Origin of the sequence: Marinobacter iranensis, from assembly GCF_029207565.1 — a bacterium.
Taxonomy (GTDB): domain Bacteria; phylum Pseudomonadota; class Gammaproteobacteria; order Pseudomonadales; family Oleiphilaceae; genus Marinobacter; species Marinobacter iranensis.
In genome coordinates this window covers 207,382-225,050 of the sequence record NZ_JANCMW010000004.1, presented here as the reverse complement: position 1 = coordinate 225,050, position 17,669 = coordinate 207,382, and the positions used below count along the sequence as shown (strand labels likewise).

Annotated in this window: 15 protein-coding genes; 14 read left to right on the top strand and 1 reads right to left on the bottom strand. The window is 58.4% G+C overall.

Annotated elements, in window-relative coordinates:
- The first annotated feature begins 216 nt into the window (after nucleotides 1-216).
- The 10 genes from NLU14_RS09210 (at nucleotide 217) to NLU14_RS09165 (ending at nucleotide 11,330) form a co-directional block, all read left to right on the top strand.
- On the top strand, nucleotides 217-1,260 hold the full coding sequence (locus NLU14_RS09210) for a DUF58 domain-containing protein (protein ID WP_275705933.1): 1,044 nt from the start codon (nucleotides 217-219) through the stop codon (nucleotides 1,258-1,260).
- Complete coding sequence (locus tag NLU14_RS09205) at nucleotides 1,257-3,335, top strand: transglutaminase TgpA family protein (protein ID WP_275705932.1); 2,079 nt, start codon at nucleotides 1,257-1,259, stop codon at nucleotides 3,333-3,335. Before NLU14_RS09210 ends, NLU14_RS09205 begins: the two co-directional genes overlap by 4 nt.
- Nucleotides 3,336-3,360: 25 nt before the next feature.
- Nucleotides 3,361-4,365 (top strand): DNA polymerase III subunit delta', encoded by a 1,005-nt coding sequence (gene holB, locus NLU14_RS09200; protein WP_275706002.1) that lies wholly within the window; start codon nucleotides 3,361-3,363, stop codon nucleotides 4,363-4,365.
- Between the two features lie 115 nt (nucleotides 4,366-4,480).
- Complete coding sequence (locus tag NLU14_RS09195) at nucleotides 4,481-4,831, top strand: PilZ domain-containing protein (protein ID WP_007152597.1); 351 nt, start codon at nucleotides 4,481-4,483, stop codon at nucleotides 4,829-4,831.
- Nucleotides 4,832-4,839: 8 nt separating this feature from the next.
- A complete protein-coding gene (locus NLU14_RS09190) occupies nucleotides 4,840-5,757 on the top strand; it encodes an alpha/beta fold hydrolase (RefSeq protein ID WP_275705931.1) in 918 nt (305 codons plus the stop codon).
- A gap of 19 nt (nucleotides 5,758-5,776) precedes the next feature.
- Complete coding sequence (locus tag NLU14_RS09185; RefSeq protein WP_275705930.1) at nucleotides 5,777-6,649, top strand: DUF4892 domain-containing protein; 873 nt, start codon at nucleotides 5,777-5,779, stop codon at nucleotides 6,647-6,649.
- Between the two features lie 5 nt (nucleotides 6,650-6,654).
- Nucleotides 6,655-7,866, top strand: coding sequence for a patatin-like phospholipase family protein (locus NLU14_RS09180; protein ID WP_275705929.1), 1,212 nt, complete (start codon nucleotides 6,655-6,657; stop codon nucleotides 7,864-7,866).
- Between the two features lie 95 nt (nucleotides 7,867-7,961).
- The gene (prmB, locus tag NLU14_RS09175) at nucleotides 7,962-8,846 is read left to right on the top strand and encodes a 50S ribosomal protein L3 N(5)-glutamine methyltransferase (protein ID WP_275705928.1); all 885 of its coding nucleotides are present in this window, start codon (nucleotides 7,962-7,964) and stop codon (nucleotides 8,844-8,846) included.
- A gap of 24 nt (nucleotides 8,847-8,870) precedes the next feature.
- Complete coding sequence (gene aroC / locus NLU14_RS09170) at nucleotides 8,871-9,965, top strand: chorismate synthase (protein ID WP_275705927.1); 1,095 nt, start codon at nucleotides 8,871-8,873, stop codon at nucleotides 9,963-9,965.
- A 225-nt stretch (nucleotides 9,966-10,190) separates the two neighbouring features.
- Nucleotides 10,191-11,330, top strand: coding sequence for an MFS transporter (locus NLU14_RS09165; protein ID WP_275706001.1), 1,140 nt, complete (start codon nucleotides 10,191-10,193; stop codon nucleotides 11,328-11,330).
- 6 nt (nucleotides 11,331-11,336) lie between these two features.
- Here the strand turns inward: NLU14_RS09165 and NLU14_RS09160 are convergent, their stop codons facing one another.
- A complete protein-coding gene (locus NLU14_RS09160) occupies nucleotides 11,337-12,203 on the bottom strand; it encodes a LysR family transcriptional regulator (protein WP_275705926.1) in 867 nt (288 codons plus the stop codon).
- A 565-nt stretch (nucleotides 12,204-12,768) separates the two neighbouring features.
- Between NLU14_RS09160 and leuC the strand changes: the two genes are divergently transcribed.
- The 4 genes from leuC (at nucleotide 12,769) to asd (ending at nucleotide 17,288) form a co-directional block, all read left to right on the top strand.
- Nucleotides 12,769-14,187 (top strand): 3-isopropylmalate dehydratase large subunit, encoded by a 1,419-nt coding sequence (leuC, locus tag NLU14_RS09155; RefSeq protein ID WP_275705925.1) that lies wholly within the window; start codon nucleotides 12,769-12,771, stop codon nucleotides 14,185-14,187.
- A gap of 17 nt (nucleotides 14,188-14,204) precedes the next feature.
- A complete protein-coding gene (leuD, locus tag NLU14_RS09150; RefSeq protein ID WP_275705924.1) occupies nucleotides 14,205-14,852 on the top strand; it encodes a 3-isopropylmalate dehydratase small subunit in 648 nt (215 codons plus the stop codon).
- Between the two features lie 129 nt (nucleotides 14,853-14,981).
- On the top strand, nucleotides 14,982-16,055 hold the full coding sequence (leuB, locus tag NLU14_RS09145) for a 3-isopropylmalate dehydrogenase (RefSeq protein ID WP_275705923.1): 1,074 nt from the start codon (nucleotides 14,982-14,984) through the stop codon (nucleotides 16,053-16,055).
- 117 nt (nucleotides 16,056-16,172) lie between these two features.
- Nucleotides 16,173-17,288: an aspartate-semialdehyde dehydrogenase gene (asd, locus tag NLU14_RS09140; RefSeq protein ID WP_275705922.1), complete on the top strand. Its 1,116-nt coding sequence runs from the start codon at nucleotides 16,173-16,175 to the stop codon at nucleotides 17,286-17,288.
- The last annotated feature ends 381 nt before the right edge of the window (nucleotides 17,289-17,669 follow it).

The window sequence follows — 17,669 nt, the reverse complement described above, 5'->3', positions numbered from 1 at the left end:
CTTGCCGTATCCAAACGCGAAATTGAGGCGCTGCTGAATATCTACTGCGGTCAGTATGCTCCTTATTAAGCAGTATTCTGCTCATGGGTGTGGATTTCAAGGCGATTCTGCGGTGTTTGTGATCAGAATTCGACTATGGTCAGTATTCTTCTGTAAAACCGGACAAACATGTTTATATGAAGGGCATGGTCCATCCAGGTTAGTAACAGGGCATTTATGTTGAAGGCATTTCGTTCACGCTGGCAGCGCTGGGTTAACCAGCGGATTCCGCGGGCTGACCAGCGGGTGTTCGGGCAGCGCAATATCTTTATCCTGCCCACAGGCGCAGGTGTGGTGTTTGGTGGCCTGCTGCTGATCATGCTGATTACCGGCATTAACTATCAGAACAGCCTGATTTACCTGCTGACCTTCCTGCTGGGTGCGGTGGTTGTGGCGGCCATGCACCAGACCCATCGAAATCTTTCCGGCCTTGAGTTAACCGTGATCCAGGCCGGGGAGGGCTTCGCGGGGGATATGATTCCCTTCCGACTGCGGGCCGTTTCACCCCGCCATGATTCCCTGGCGATTTCTCTGGCCTGCGACGACAGCCAGCTTAACCAACAGCACATTGCGTCTGGCCAGCAGGAGGATGTGACTCTCGCGATACCGTCCTACCAGCGCGGTTACCTGCAGCCGGAACGTATCCTGGTTGAAACCCGGTTTCCATTTGGCTTGTTCAAAGCCTGGTCGTGGTTGCGCCCGGTCACTTCCGGCATTGTCTATCCGAACCCGATAGCGGCACCGGATGTGATCAGCACCGTTGAGGACGGGGAGGAGCAGTCCCAGGCCCGGTCGGTGGATGGTAATGACCATGCGGATATCCGGCCCTGGCGGGAGGGGGATCTCAGCCAGCGCGTGCAGTGGAAGCGCTACGCCCGCACCGGGGAAATGATGATCACTGACTGGGAAGGCGAGCAGGGCAGCCCCCATTGGCTGGATTTCGATGCCTTCAAGGGTGTGGACCGGGAACTGCGGTTGGCTTACCTGGCTCATCAGGTTATGGAGCGGGCCAGGACCAACAGCCGTTTCGGGCTGAATCTGCCGGGGCAGGTGATTGGGCCGGATACCGGCGCCGCCCATGCCAACCGGTGCCTGAAGGCCTTGGCTATTTTTGGCCTGGAGCAGCCCCGGGAAGGAGGGCCGTTGCCCCATGGCACCCGCGCCAATGAAAACGGAAAAGCGGCTGGCTCTGCCTCTTTTGTCGGGGAGGGCCAGGCATGATTCGCCGGCTTTTAAACCGTTCTCGCGCTGCCGTATCAACGCAGCCAGCCGAACTGGTGTCTGGCCGGGCATTGATCTGGCTGATTGCAAGCTTTGCGCTGTTACTGGTGCCCCAATGGGACCGGTTACCGATCTGGCTGATGGCCAGTTGTGCCGTGCTTGCCGGCTGGCGCTGGCTGGCCCAGTCCGGGCGTGTCAGGTTGCCGGGCAGGTGGATGCGCACCGGAATCATGCTGGTGCTGGTTGCTGTCTATATAGCCACGGTGCAGGGGCGCTTTACCGTTGAAACAGCCGCCTCGTTCTTTGTGCTGGCGGTGGGGTTGAAATGGCTCGAGACCCGCTCTGTGCGGGATTTCTATGTGCTTTTCTTTATTTTGGTGTATCTGGCCACGGTCAATTTCCTGTTCCATCAGGAGATTCACTGGAGTGTGATCAACCTCGTCGGCGTAGCCTTGTTGTTGGTGGGGCTCCAGGTGGTGAACGCGCCGGACATACCCGGCGCCATGAAATCCGGCTGGCGGCGCCTGGGGATGATGCTGGTAAAGACCCTGCCCATTGTCGTGCTGTTGTTCGTGTTTTTCCCTCGTATGGCGCCGTTGTGGAGCGTGCCGCTTGTCTCCGGTGAGGCCCGCACCGGCATCAGCGACACCATGACGCCGGGAGATATTTCCAGCCTTGCCCAGAGCAGTGAAAGAGCGTTCCGGGTGACCTTTGGCGGCGAAATTCCGGCCTATCGCGACCGATATTGGCGAGGGCTGATCCTCGACCGGTTAGTCGGCGACACCTGGCAGCAGGGCTTCGGGCAGCCGTTCCGCCGGCCTGGCCGGGTGGCGGTGGACGGTGGCGTGGGCGAGCTGGAGACGGACCAGTACGACGTACTGATGGAGCCCACGGACCAGACGTGGGCCTTTGCCCTGGAAGATTCCGCTGCGGTGTCCGACAACGTCAAACGGACCGACGAAGGGCTTTTCAGGTTTGACCGCCCGGCCGACACTGCGGTGAGGTACCGGATGGAGTTGTTGAACGATGGAACGTCCGGAACCCTGGCGGCCGGGCCGGAAAGTACCCGCCGCTACCTCCAGTTGCCATCGAGCGGAAATCCCCGAGCGAGGAGCTATGGCGAGGAGCTTTCGGCGCGGTACGATGACCCACGGGCCATTGTCCAGCAGTTGCTGAGCCGGTTCCGCGAGCAGGAGTACTTCTACACGTTACGACCACCGGCCATGCCGGACAATGGTATCGATACCCTGCTGTTCGACGTGAAACGGGGGTTTTGCGCCCATTACGCCGGGGCCACAACCTTTGTGCTGCGGGCTGCGGGTATTCCAGCCCGGATTGTTGTCGGGTACCAGGGCGGCGAGCCCGGGGCCGATGGTGAGTACCTGATTGTTCGCCAGTATGATGCCCATGCCTGGGTGGAAGCCTGGCTGCCCGGTGAGGGCTGGGCGCGGGTGGACCCGACCGCCGCGATTGCCCCGCAGCGCATCGAGTTCGGATTGCGGGAGGCGGTCGCGGAAGAAGGCTCGTTCCTGGAAAATGACTGGACCTCGCCCCAGCGTTATGGCGACATGGCGGTGCTCCAGTGGGCGTCGCTGCAACTGGACCGCATGAACTATCATTGGCAGCGCTGGGTCGTTGGGTATCAGGGCCAGTCCCAGATGGACCTGATGTCCCGTTTGCCGGGCGGTATAGGAATGCGTGAGCTCGGGTATATCACAGCCGGCATCGTCGGAGTGGCACTGCTACTGGCTGGTTTGATTACTGCCTGGCAATATCGCCGTGTGGAAAGCCGGGACCCGTATGGCCGTGTGGTGAGTCGTTGGCACCGATTGTGTGATCGTTCAGGCGTGCCGGTGCGCTACGGAGAGACACCCTCGCAGCTGGCCGCCAGGCTGTCCGCTGCAAAGCCCGCGGTTGCCGGTACGGCAACGGCTTTTGCTCGCATGGTCAACAAACATTACTATGGCCGGGAACCCGATGCTGGCAGCCAGGGTGAACTGAACAAAATGAAACGTCTGCTGGCCACCATGAAACGACAGGCTGACCGGCCTTCAACCAGTCCATCGAAGGGGTAATTGCGTGAACGCATCCATAGCAACAATGGCATGGCTTCAGGATGCCTGGAACCGGCTCCTGCAGCGCATGGCCGGCAACCGGATGCCCCACGCCCTGTTGGTGACTGGTGAAACCGGCGTCGGCAAGCGCTTGTTTGCCAACGCACTGGCCGGGCTGCTGGTCTGTGAGCGGCCGGACATGAACGGCGGGGCGCCCTGTGGCACCTGTAAACAGTGCGAACTGGTCTCTGCTGGCACTCATCCCGATATCCGGCTCTACACGCCGGAAAAGTCCAAAATGATAAAGATTGACCAGATACGTTCCTTGTCTGCCTTTGCGGTGGGGTCGCCCCAGGTAGCGTCCCGCAAGATCGCCATTATTGATCGGGCGGACCAGCTCAATATCAACTCCGCCAACGCTCTGCTGAAAACTCTGGAAGAGCCGGCGGAGGATGTGGTGCTGTTGCTGCTTCAGGAGAGTGGCAGGCCGGTGCTGCCCACCATCCGCTCCCGCTGCCAGAGCCTGCTGATCGCCACACCGAATGAGGAACAGGCCGCTCGCTGGCTGACGGCAGCGGTGAAGGAGATGAAAGGCGACAGTCAGCCAACCCCGGAACAATGCGCCAAGGCGCTCGCGATGGCTGCCAATGCGCCAAGGCTTGCGCTGGAATACGCCACCGGCGATTTCATGGGGCTTCGTGACGAGGCCCTGGATAACTTCCGCCGCTTCATGAAGGGGCAGCTGTCTGTTGCGGAAGCCGCCAAACCGTTCAAGACCATGGGGCTGGAAAGCGCGCTGTGGCTCTTTGAAGGGTGGGCTGGAGACCTGGCACGTATAGGCGCTGGCGGCCAGCCGAGGGACGCGGACGCGGCAGAAATGCTGATGTTCCTGGCCAGTAACAATCCCCCCTGGCGGGCCCATGAGATTCTGGATGCGATCCATGAATCCAGGTCAGCCGGGGTTTACAACGTCAACCCCGAGCTTGAGGCCGGCCGGTTGCTGATTGCCTGGCAAAAGCTGATGCCGGTACGTCGGGCCACTGCGGGATGATTCACGCTTCCGTTGGCTCGGCAGGATAGGGCAGTTTTTAACAACTACTGCTATGATTGCGGAATATCAGGAGTTTATTACTCCGGCCATCACAAATAAGAGATAGGTGTTTACTATGGGGCCTGGTTTTGGCGCACGCAGTGGCATTCTCACACTGACCATCAAGGACAAGGCGGTACTCTACGCGGCCTATATGCCGTACATTCGTCAGGGCGGGCTGTTTATTCCCACGCAAAAACAGTATCAACTCGGCGATGAAGTGTTCCTGCTACTCAACCTGATGGACGAACCGGAGAAAATTCCGGTGGCGGGCAAGGTCATCTGGATTACCCCGAAGGGTGCCCAGGGCAACCGTGCTGCAGGTATTGGCGTACAGTTCGATGGTGAAGACGAAACCGCGCGCACCAAAATCGAGTCCTATCTGGCGGGTTCACTGAGCTCGGACCGACCCACCCATACCATGTAACCGTTTCAATGAATGACACACTCCTGGAAACTCCTTCTGATACAACAACATCGTGTCAGGAAATAAACTGGCCTCTCAAACACATTGACCTCGCGGGCCTGCACTGGCCCGCCGCAACCGTCACCAGATCCTGCCCGGTACTCATGGTTCATGGCTGGCTGGACAATGCCCTGTCGTTCGCCAGGCTGGCGCCGGCATTTGAAGGCGCGCGCGATATATACTCCCTCGACCTGGCCGGGCATGGCCATTCCGGGCATCGCCCCCCGGGGCAGGGCTATCTGTTGATGGATTACGTCTCCGACCTGGCGGAACTGGTCGAGACTCATTTCAGGGGTGCACCGCGTGGCCAGGTTGATCTTGTTGGCCATTCACTCGGCGGAATCGTCAGCGTTCTCTACGCGGCGGCATTTCCGGAACGGGTGCGCAGGCTGGTGATGATCGACAGTCTCGGCCCAATCAGCCGCAAACCCGAGGAAGTGATCGGGCAGATGCGCAAGGCGATCACCAAACGAATGGCAGGTTCCGGAAAGCCGGTCGTATACCCTGATATCGGGGCGGCGGCCAAGGCACGGGAGGGAGGAATGATTCCTCTGTCTCCGGATGCGGCAAGGATGCTGGTGGCACGTAGCATGAAACAGTCCGGGGAAGGGTTTATGTGGCGGGCGGATCCGCGCTTACGTCACCCTTCCATGATCATGATGGACGAAGCGCAGGTAGCGGCCTGTCTGAAAAAAGTGACTACCCCCACGCGCTTTTTGCGCGCGGAGAAGGGGCTGCTTGCGAGCCGTCCTGAGCTGAATTCCCGAACGAACGCCATTGCGGACCTTGATCTGGTAACCGTACCGGGTGGCCACCATTGCCATCTGGACGGAGATATCGGGCCGGTTGTCGATGCAGTCAGAGGCTTTTTAGACGATGCAGAATAAGCGCTTGTCGCAGTTAGTGATGTTGGTCGCCGTCTTTTTTGTGGGCGGTTCGGCCACGGTGTCGGCACAAATGCCGCCGCCGGAACCTTTTCCGGATTCTCATCTGGAGCAGGAGGTTACCATCCAGTCGCCGGGGCATCTGGTGCTCTTCAGTCCGGTCCGCGAGGTTAATAACGAAATTCGCTCGGCGGCCATGGCCCGTCTCCCGGTCAAGGGGGTGGGGCAGTTGTACGAAGTCCGTGGCGGAGCCAATCGTGAGGAGGCCCGTGATCACTACTTGAGGGAGCTGCAGGCACGGGGCGCCCAGATTCTGTTCGAGTGTTCCGGTCGTAGCTGCGGGCGGAGCAATGTGTGGGCCAACCAGATTTTCGATCAGTCCAGCCTTTACGGCCGGGACAACAACCAGGACTACCTGGTGGCCGGATCGGTGGACGAGAACGGCCAGCCATGGCTGACACTCGTGTACACAGTGACCCGTGCCAATCAGCGCCAGTTTGTCTGGGTCGAGCACCTGGTGGCTCCTCAGGGCACCGAGATCCCGGGCATGGGCAACGAGAGTGCCCGAGTCAAGGGGCCGGTTATAGTGCCCTGGCAGGGGGGGATTACCTACAATTTTGAATGGAGTAGTGCGGACCGTCGAATTATCAACGATTGGGCGGAGGATGAGAGTGCTCAGGTAATACTCACCGCCTATTCAGAGCTGAAGGAGGATGAAACCTTCGAAGAATCCATGCAGCGGGCGGAAGCGGCGGCGGAATCCCTGTCACAGGTTCTGGCCAAGACCGGTGTTTCCGGGAGCCGGCAGACTATTATTACGGTGGGTCCAGCTGTTGTGATACCCAACCCCGACCGGCAAGGTGACCGGGTTGAAGTGATGGTGATTACGAGGTGATCGGGATGAACAGGCCGCCAGACGATAAATCTCAGGACGAAGACCAGAAGCCCGAGGATGATCTTTCTCAGATCGTGACGAGTACCGGTATATCCTCCGCACAATCGGCTTCTGAAGACGGCGATCCCCGGCCGACGCTACCTGGGAAAGGTAAAACCGTCGCGCTGACCCTTGGCAGTGGCGGCGCCCGGGGCTATGCCCATATCGGTGCCATCGAGATACTGGTGGAGCGGGGCTATGACATCGTTGCCATCTCCGGCTGTTCCATGGGTGCGCTGATCGGAGGTGTGTTCGCCGCAGGCAAAATGAAGGATTACAAGGACTGGGTGACCGGGCTTGGCCAGTTTGATGTGCTGAAGCTGCTGGACGTGACCTTCAGTTCGGTTGGCGCCATTCGCGGCGAGAAGATCTTCTCCGTGGTCCGGGAAATGATTGGTGATACCAGGATTGAGGATTTGCCCATTGCCTATACCGCAGTGGCCACCGACCTTCTCGCCCACAAGGAAATCTGGTTCCAGGAGGGCCCCCTGGACCAGGCCATCCGCGCCTCCGTGGCCATCCCCAGCGTTGTAACCCCATTGGTGCTTAACGGGCGTGTGCTGGTCGATGGTGCGTTGTTGAATCCCTTGCCTATTATTCCAACCATTTCGTCCCATGCCGACATGATTGTTGCGGTAAATCTCAGCGGTGAGGATGACCGGGGTCGCCGCCTGCCGGATGCCGCGTTTGAGAGCCCCCACGATGAGGGTGGCGACATCGAGGAGTGGGTCGACAAGATCCGGGAGAAGGCCTCGCGATGGTTTGACTGGGACGCACTGAAGACGTTTAGTGCCCGGAAAGAGTCAGACTCGTCGGATTCGCCAGAGGAAAAAATCAGCAAGGCAGTGGCGAAGAACGAGAACAACAAGAAAACCCCTGCGGTAAAGCCCGAACCGAAGAAAAACCAGGACGACCACGAGACCATTGACTGGGACAAACTGGGTATCGGCAAATTCGATGTCATGAACCTGACCATTGAAACCATGCAGAGCGCCCTGGTGCAGTACAAGATTGCCGGCTATCCGCCGGACTTGCTGGTGAACATTCCCAAGAACGCTGGCCGAAGCTACGACTACCACAAAGCGCCGGAGCTGATTCAGTTGGGGCGGGAACGCATGGCCGCTGCGCTGGACCGTTACGAGAAGAACCTGAACAGTTCCGGGCCGCTCGCGATCTGACGCTGTTCACCCGAATTGCGCCGGCGGGCTGCAGCCTGTGCCGGAAAGAGCGTATAATTCTGCGCCTTGAACATGCCCGGACAGGAAGAAGCTTTGTGAGCAGCCCGATTGATGACCTGCATACCGTCAGGGACTACCTGAGATACGTATCCTCCCGCTTTGCCGACTCACCCCTTTATTTCGGCCATGGCACGGATAATGTGTGGGATGAGTCAGTTCAACTGGTGATGCGCAGCCTCCATCTGCCTCTGGAAAACAATACCCTGTTTCTTGATGCCCGGCTGACCCGGGAAGAGCGGTCGTTGATCCTTGATCGTATGCATCGCCGTATTGAGGAGAGGGTACCGTTGGCCTACCTGCTGGGCGAGGCCTGGTTCATGGGGCTTCCGTTTCATGTGGACGAAAGGGTGCTGGTGCCGCGTTCGCCACTGGGCGAGCTTATCCAGAGTGGTCTGCAACCCTGGCTCGGAGACAAGCCCGTTGGAAGAATTCTGGATCTGTGCACTGGCAGTGGTTGCATTGGCATAGCCGCCGCAACGGTATTCGACGAAGCCGAGGTGGATCTTTCGGACATCTCGCCTGAAGCGCTGGAAGTGGCGGCGGTAAACATCGATTATCATGAAGTGGGTGATCGTGTGAGAACCGTCCGCTCGGATGTATTTGATGGCATTGAAGGCCGATACGATGTCATCCTCAGCAATCCGCCCTACGTGGATGCAGAGGATATTGCGGACATGCCGGCGGAGTACAGTCATGAGCCGGAACTGGGACTGGCCGCCGGTGGCGATGGACTGGATATTGCTCATAGTATCCTCGCCAGGGCGGCTGATTACCTGAACCCGGGCGGCCTGTTGATTGTTGAGGTGGGCAATAGCTGGGTGGCGCTTCAGGAAGCCTATCCCGATCTGCCCTTTACCTGGCTGGAATTTGAAAACGGTGGTGACGGTGTGTTCCTGTTAACTGCTGAAGACCTAAATTAAGAACCCTGGATAAGATACTGAATCATGTCGGGAAACAGCTTCGGAAAATTGTTTACAGTGACCAGCTTTGGTGAAAGCCACGGCGCTGCACTCGGGTGCATTATTGACGGTTGCCCTCCTGGGCTGGAACTGTCCGTGGAGGACATGCAGCGTGACCTGGACCGCCGTAAGCCGGGCACCTCAAGGCACACGACCCAGCGCCGGGAAGCGGACGAGGTCAAGATTCTCTCCGGTGTCTTCGAAGGCAAAACCACCGGTACGCCGATTGGCCTGGTGATTGAGAATACGGACCAGCGCTCGAAGGATTATACGAAGATCTCCGAGCAGTTCCGGCCCGCTCATGCTGATTATACCTACATGCATAAGTACGGTGTTCGGGACTATCGTGGCGGCGGCCGTTCCTCGGCCCGGGAAACCGCCATGCGGGTAGCCGCCGGTGCGGTTGCGCGGAAGTTTCTGGAACAACGCCTGGGTATCAGAATCCGCGGCTACCTGTCCCAGCTTGGTCCAATCAAGATCGAGAAGCTGGATTGGGAGCAGGTCGACCAGAATCCGTTTTTCTGTCCGGACGTTGACAAGGTGCCGGAAATGGAAGCCTATATGGATGCCCTGCGTAAGGAGGGGAATTCCATTGGTGCCCGGATCAATGTGGTTGCCGAAGGCGTGCCTCCCGGATTGGGTGAGCCCATTTTTGACCGGCTGGATGCGGACCTGGCGCACGCGTTGATGAGCATTAATGCGGTGAAAGGCGTGGAGATTGGTGCCGGTTTTGGCTGTATTGATCAGAAGGGCACGGAGCACCGGGATGAGATGACACCCGAGGGGTTCCTGTCCAATCACGCCGGCGGTGTTCTGGGTGGTATTTCCTCGGGCCAGCCGATTCTGGCCAGTATTGCGCTGAAGCCGACGTCGAGTTTGCGGTTGCCGGGGCGGAGTATTGATGTCCATGGCAATCCGGTAGAGGTGATCACAACAGGACGCCATGATCCCTGTGTCGGTATTCGAGCCACGCCGATTGCGGAGGCGATGATGGCCATCGTGCTGATGGATCATTACCTGCGCCATCGCGGCCAGAACGGGGATGTCTCTGTCTCGACACCGGTCCTCGGCCAGCTCTGACGTCAGCCGCTCACCTCGTAGGTCGGATTAGGCAAAGCCGTAATCCGACATTTTTTAGGCTGTCTCAATTTGCGAAGCGGCTTCGGCGGGAAACAGGGTTCAAAAAACGCCCGTGAATACGTCCCTGTAGGGCTCGGTCGCGCCATCCATGGCGCTCCACGTTTTTGAACCCTGTTTCCCGCCGAAGCCGCCAAGCTTTTGTGATATCTCGAAAGAGGTTTTGTTATCTACTGGCGCCTATCCAACCTCTACTTCTGGTTCTTCGCTCTCCTCGGCGGCCTGCTCCCGTACTGGTCGTTGTATCTGGAAGGCCGGGGTTTCTCTTACCTTGAGATCGCCACGCTGATGGCGACCATCCAGTTGACGAAGATCGTTGCGCCCAATGTGTGGGGCTGGCTGGGGGATCGGACCGGGCATCGGGTTCGATTGGTTCGGTTTGGAGCGATTGTCGGTTCGCTGTTCTTCGCCGGTGTGTTCATGGAGCCCGGGTTTTACGGGCTGTTGCTGGTGATGCTGGCGTTCACGTTTTTCTGGAATGCGATCCTGCCGCTGTACGAGGTGATTACCCTGCGGTCACTGGGCACGCAGCGGGAGAAGTACGGCAAGGTGCGGCTCTGGGGATCCGTGGGTTTTATCGGTGCCGTGGCGCTGGTGGGCGGGATTCTGGAACTGGTCCCGATTAATCTCTTGCCGTGGTTGTTGTTGCCGGTGTTTGCGGGGATTGCGGTGTCGGCGTTTCTGGTGCCGTCGGAGCGAGGTGAGCGTAAGCCTCCCGCTCCCAAGGGCAGTCTGAAGGCGATTGTGACGCACCCGGCGGTGGTGACGTTTTTCCTTATGAACTTCCTGCTGCAGGTGTCCCACGGAGCTTACTACACGTTTTTCAGTATTCATCTGGAACAGCATGGTTACGGCAAACTGGCGATCGGGTTGTTGTGGTCGCTGGGGGTGCTTGCGGAAATCGGGTTGTTCCTGGTGATGCACCGGCTGACCCGGAGTTTTACGGTGCGGCAGATTGCGATTGCGGCGCTAACCCTGACGATGATTCGCTGGGTGCTGATTGCCGAAGTAACGGATGTGGTGGCGGTGCTGATATTCGCGCAATTATTGCACGCGGCCTCGTACGGCGCACTTCACGCCATTTCGGTTCAGTACATCCAGGGCTTCTTTGGCCAGCATCATCATGGTCAGGGGCAGGCGCTGTATAGCGGCCTGACGTTTGGTGCGGGTGGGGCGATCGGGGCCTGGATGTCGGGATTTCTGGTGGAGGGTTTCAGCACCTCGGCTGCGTTCTGGGGTGGCGCGATTGCCATGGCCATCGCCATTGTTATCACCTGGCGGGGGCTGAGGCCGCCGCCGGAGCAGTGACCGGCGTTATTGCAGCTCTGATGCAATGTCCAGCAACGCCCGGGCCTGGGGGCTCAGCGACCGGCCTTTCAGGCCGACGCCGCCGAGGATACGGCTGACGGAGTGGGGCACGGGCAGCACCGTCAGGGAGTCGTCCACCATGCTCACCGGCAACACACTCCAGCCCAGTCCTACACTGGCCATCATCTTGATGGTTTCCAGGTAGTTGGTTGGCATCTGGATTTTCAGCGGCAGCCCGGCATCGAGAAACAGGCGACTGATGGAGCGGTAAGTGGCCGTGCCGGCCTCCGGAAGCAGGGCGTCATAGCGAGACAGGTCCTCCAGGCCCGGCTTGTGCAATGAGACCAACGGATGCTCCGGCGACACCACAAAGGCCATGGCATCCTCCCATCGCACATGCACTTCGAATGCCTGGTCCATGCTTTCACTCAGAGTCACAAATGCCAATTCAGCCGTGCGTTTGCGCATCTGTCCGAAGGCGCTTTCGGAATCCATGAACTGCAACTCCAGCGCGACCTCCGGATAGTCCCGGTTCAGCCGTCGCAACCACGCTGGCAGGTGGTGCAGCCCGATGTGGTGGCTGGCGATCACTGACAGTTGGCCGGAAACCGCACCTTCCCGGTCCGACAGCGCCTGTCGGGCATTGTGCACCTCATCCAGAATCCGCCGCGCATGGGGCATTAACCGCGCCCCCGCATCCGTTAGCCTGACCTGTCGGTTACTCCGGTCGATCAGCTTTGTGCCCAGCTGATTTTCCAGTGCGGCCAGCCGTTTGCTGATTGCAGGCTGCGTCAGGTGCAGCAATTCCGCGGCCTCGGAGAATGACTCCTGGTCCACTATGGTCAGGAATGCTTTTAGGGAGTTTGCATCCATGGTTCTGGTCTCTTTGACTGCTGCTGATGGTGAAGGGCCTATGCCGGGAAGACACTTCCAAAAAACGCCCGTGAATACGTCCATGTAGGGCTCGGTCGCGCCATCCCTGGCGCTCCACGTTTTTGGAAGTGTCTTCCCGGCATAGCCCTCGAACCTGGGAGTTGCCTTCAAACAACGTAGGTCGGATTAGCCGAAGGCGTAATCCGACAATTTTCGCGGCAAAAACCCACAATGTCGGATTTCGCTGCGCTCTATCCGACCTACGATATTGCAATGGCCCGAGAAGCATGGGGGTAAGGGCCTCCCAAAACCGTGGAGCGCCAAGGATGGCGCGACCGAGCCCTACAGGGACGTATTTACGGGCGTGTTTTGAGAGGCCCTTACCACCATGCGACACGCCCCCAACAATTAGGCCCGGCTTTAAAGCGGGCTCCACCAAATCAAAGCCTAATATGCCAAACCGGAATGCACAACATAAAAAACATGAATTGAGGTTATTCAGTAGTAAGCGTTAAAATAGAGCCATAGCGGTAAAAACAGAAACCCCCAGAAAGTGAGAGAGAACATGGCGGGCAAGACCTTATACGACAAATTGTGGGACGACCATCTCGTTAAACAGCGGGATGACGGCTCCGCATTGATCTACATCGACCGGCACTTACTGCACGAAGTCACCTCGCCGCAGGCCTTCGAAGGCCTGCGCCTGGCCGGGCGAAAGCCCTGGCGGCTGGACGCCAACCTCGCCACGCCGGACCACAACGTACCGACCACCGACCGCGCCCGTGGTGTCGAAGGCATTGTCGATCCGGTATCGCGGATTCAGGTGGAAACCCTGGACAAGAACTGCGACGAGTTCGGGATTCTTGAGTTCAAGATGATGGACCAGCGCCAGGGTATCGTGCACGTGATTGGGCCAGAGCAGGGAGCGACACTCCCCGGCATGAGCATCGTGTGCGGTGACTCCCACACCTCGACCCACGGAGCGTTCGGGTGTCTGGCCCATGGCATAGGCACTTCCGAAGTGGAGCACGTGCTGGCAACCCAGTGCCTGGTTCAGCAGAAAATGAAGAACATGCTGGTGAAAGTAAACGGTAAACTTGGAGCGGGGATCACCGGGAAGGACGTGGTGCTTGCCGTCATCGGCAAGATTGGTACTGCAGGCGGCACCGGCTATGCCATTGAGTTTGGGGGGGAGGCTATCCGGGATCTCTCCATGGAAGCCCGCATGACCATCTGCAACATGTCTATCGAGGCCGGTGCCCGGGTGGGTATGGTGGCGGTGGACCAGACCACCATTGATTACGTGAAGGACCGCCCGTTTGCGCCCAAGGGTGACATGCGGGACAAGGCGATTGAATACTGGAAAACGTTGCACAGCGATGACGAGGCGGTGTTCGACAAGGTTGTGGAGCTGGAAGGTTCCGAAGTCATGCCGCAGGTAAGCTGGGGTACGTCTCCGGAAATGGTTGCCGGCGTGGGCGGCCATGTGCCGGACCCGGATGCGGAAGCAGATCCGATCAAGCGGGAAGGCATCGTTCGTGCCCTTAAGTACATGGGGCTTACGCCGAAAATGCCGATTACCGATATCAAGCTCGACAGGGTGTTTATCGGGTCCTGCACCAACGGTCGGATTGAAGACCTTCGTGAGGCCGCAGCGGTTGTGAAGGGGCACAAGGTTTCACCAACGCTCAAGCAGGCCATGGTTGTGCCGGGCTCCGGGTTGGTGAAGGTTCAGGCCGAGCAGGAAGGGCTGGACAAGATCTTTATTGAAGCCGGCCTCGAGTGGCGTGATCCGGGTTGTTCCATGTGCCTGGCCATGAACGCCGACAAGCTGGGGCAGGGAGAGCATTGTGCGTCCACCTCCAACCGCAACTTCGAGGGCCGCCAGGGCTTTGGTGGGCGCACCCATCTGGTCAGCCCGGCGATGGCGGCAGCGGCGGCAATCAACGGCCACTTCGTTGATGTCCGCGAGATGATGAACTGATCCACAGGAGAGACACCATGCGAGCGTTAAAGCAACACAAGGGCATTGTTGCCCCCATGGACCGGTCCAATGTGGATACGGACATGATTATTCCCAAGCAGTTTCTGAAGTCCATCAAGCGCACCGGCTTTGGGCCCAACCTGTTCGATGAGCTGCGTTACCTGGACGAGGGCAGGCCGGACCAGGACTGCTCGAAGCGCCCGATCAACCCGGACTTCATGCTCAACCAGGATCGCTATAAGAATGCCAGCGTCCTGTTGGCGCGCCGTAACTTTGGTTGTGGTTCCAGCCGTGAGCATGCCCCCTGGGCGCTGGAGGATTTTGGCTTCCACGTTATCATTGCGCCGAGTTTTGCCGATATCTTCTACAACAATTGCTTTAAGAATGGCCTGTTACCCATTGTTCTCAATGAGGAAATTGTTGACCGGCTTTTCCGGGAAACCGAAGCGGAAGAAGGCTATCAACTGGCCATCGACCTGGAAGCGAAAACGGTCACCACGCCGTCTGGCGAGTCGTTCACCTTTGAGGTGGATGATTTCCGCCGGCATTGCTTGTTGAACGGCCTCGACGATATCGGGGTGACGCTTGAGGATGCGGAGGTAATCAAGGCCTATGAAGCGTCCCGGCGGGAAACGGCGCCGTGGTTGTTTGGTGCGGGTGGTTGATTTGGTTTGTCGGATTACGGCTTCGCCTAATCCGACCTACGGTTCAAGGTCAACTCATATGCTCACCCATGTAGGTCGGATTAGGCGAAGCCGTAATCCGACAAGGCATTAAAATACAAAGGAATCACTATGTCCCGATCTATCCTGATGCTCCCCGGCGACGGCATCGGCCCCGAGATTGTTGCCGAAGCCGAAAAGGTTTTGCACAAAATCAACGAAAAGTTCAGCCTTGGCCTGCATTTCCAATCCGCCCTGGTAGGCGGTGCGGCCATTGAGGAAACAGACTCGCCGCTACCAGACGAAACCCTGGACATGGCCCGCAAGGCGGACGCGATTCTGCTCGGTGCCGTGGGCGGCCCCCAGTGGGATAAGCGCCCCATGGCCAGCCGTCCGGAAAAGGGGCTGCTGGGCTTGCGCTCAAACCTTCAGCTGTTTGCCAATCTGCGCCCGGCAATCCTGTACCCCCAGCTCGCATCCGCGTCTTCCCTGAAGCCGGAAGTGGTATCAGGCCTGGACATCATGATTGTCCGTGAGCTGACCGGCGGCATCTATTTCGGCCAGCCTCGCGGTGTGCGTGAACTGGAGAGCGGTGAGCGCCAGGGTTACAACACCTACGCCTATACCGAATCGGAAATTCGTCGTATTGGTCGGGTTGCCTTCGAGGCGGCTCAGCAGCGGGGCAAGAAGTTATGCTCCGTGGACAAGGCTAATGTACTGGAAGTCACTGTTCTCTGGCGTGAAATCATGGAAGACCTGCGCCGGGAATACCCGGATGTCGAGCTCTCCCACATGTACGTTGATAACGCCGCCATGCAACTGGTTCGAGCCCCCAAGCAGTTCGACGTGATTGTGACTGGCAACATGTTTGGTGATATTCTTTCCGACGAAGCGGCTATGCTGACAGGCTCCATTGGTATGCTACCGTCTGCTTCCCTGAACTCAGAGAAGCAGGGCATGTACGAGCCCTGTCATGGTTCCGCGCCCGATATAGCGGGCAAGGGCATAGCCAATCCGCTGGCCACCATCCTCAGTGGAGCGATGATGCTGCGTTACAGCCTGGGCGAGGAAAAAGCGGCCGGGGCGATTGAGGCGGCGGTCAGCAAAGTGCTGGACCAGGGGCTGCGCACCGCGGACATCATGTCTGCGGATGGCCGGAAGGTATCGACCCGTGAAATGGGCGATGCGGTTCTGGCGGCGCTCTGAGGCCGGCAAATTTGAGACCCGACGGCAACGCGATGCGGTTGCCGCGGGATCATCCATCCTGTCCCTGCCAGCGATACAGGTAGAGGGCGGGCATAAAACGAGGTTCAAAGGTCGCACATGAAGCGAGTTGGACTTATTGGCTGGCGCGGTATGGTGGGCTCCGTCCTCATGCAGCGCATGCGTGAAGAAAACGATTTTGCAGATATCGAACCCATCTTCTTTACCACCTCCCAGGCTGGCAAACCGGCACCGGATGTGGGTAAAGAGGGCGTGCCTCCGCTGCAGGATGCCTTCGATATCGACACCCTGAAAACCCTGGATGTCGTGGTTACCTGCCAGGGTGGCGATTACACCGGTGCGGTTTACCAGAAACTCCGTGACGCCGGATGGCAGGGTTACTGGATTGACGCCGCATCCACACTGCGAATGGTCGATCATTCCGTGATCGTTCTCGACCCGGTCAACCGCAACGTGATTGACGATGCGCTGGCAAAGGGTGTGAAAGACTACGTTGGCGGCAACTGTACCGTCAGCCTGATGATGCTGGCTCTTGGTGGCCTGCTTGAGCAGGATCTGATCGAATGGGTATCGCCCATGACCTATCAGGCAGCGTCCGGTTCCGGTGCGCAGAATATGCGCGAGTTGCTGAACCAGATGGGTGAACTGAAAGACAGCGTCAGTGACGAGTTGGCGGACCCGTCTTCGGCCATCCTTGAGATTGATCGCAAGGTGACCGAAACCATGCGCTCCGGAAGCTTCCCCACCGAGCACTTTGAAGTGCCGCTGGCCGGCAGCCTGATTCCGTTTATCGACAAGCAGCTTGATAACGGCATGAGCAAGGAAGAGTGGAAAGCGGGCGTTGAGACCAACAAGATTCTCGGTCGCAGCAGCAATCCGATTCCCATTGATGGTATCTGCGTTCGCATCGGCGCCATGCGTTCCCATAGCCAGGCCTTGACCATCAAGCTGAAGAAGGACATCCCGGTTTCCGAGATCGAGTCCATCCTGGCGAAAGCCAACGACTGGGTGAAGGTGGTTCCCAACGAGCGGGAAGCCACTCTCCGGGAACTCACGCCGGCGAAAGTGACCGGGACCCTGAGCGTACCCATCGGCCGCATCCGCAAGCTTGCGATGGGCCCGGAGTATATCTCGGCGTTTACCGTGGGTGACCAGTTGCTGTGGGGTGCTGCCGAGCCGCTTCGCAGGATGTTACGTATTCTTCAGGAGCAATAAGCTGCCCGCAGTGGGCAAGATTATGCCAACTGTGTCCGGTTTCAGAGAACCGGTCAGGGGCGGAGGCTGAAATACGCCTCCGCCCCTGTTATTTTCAGAAGCGTTTTTGTACATGTTTCCGTGCTGGTGGGCTAGACTCTGGCTGATCGGGATAGCCGGATCATCGTTGTGTAACAATATGTTCCCCACCATTTATGAAAAAATGGTGCAAGGACTGCGGCTGATTGATTGATAAAAGAGGTATTATCAACAATACTTGCGCAACTGAATATTAAAAACATTACATAATAACGATAGTAATCAAGACGGAAGTCATCCAACCTCGTCCGATATCTGTTCTGAAGAACGGTAACGAATAACGGAGACTGGTAAGGAAAAAGC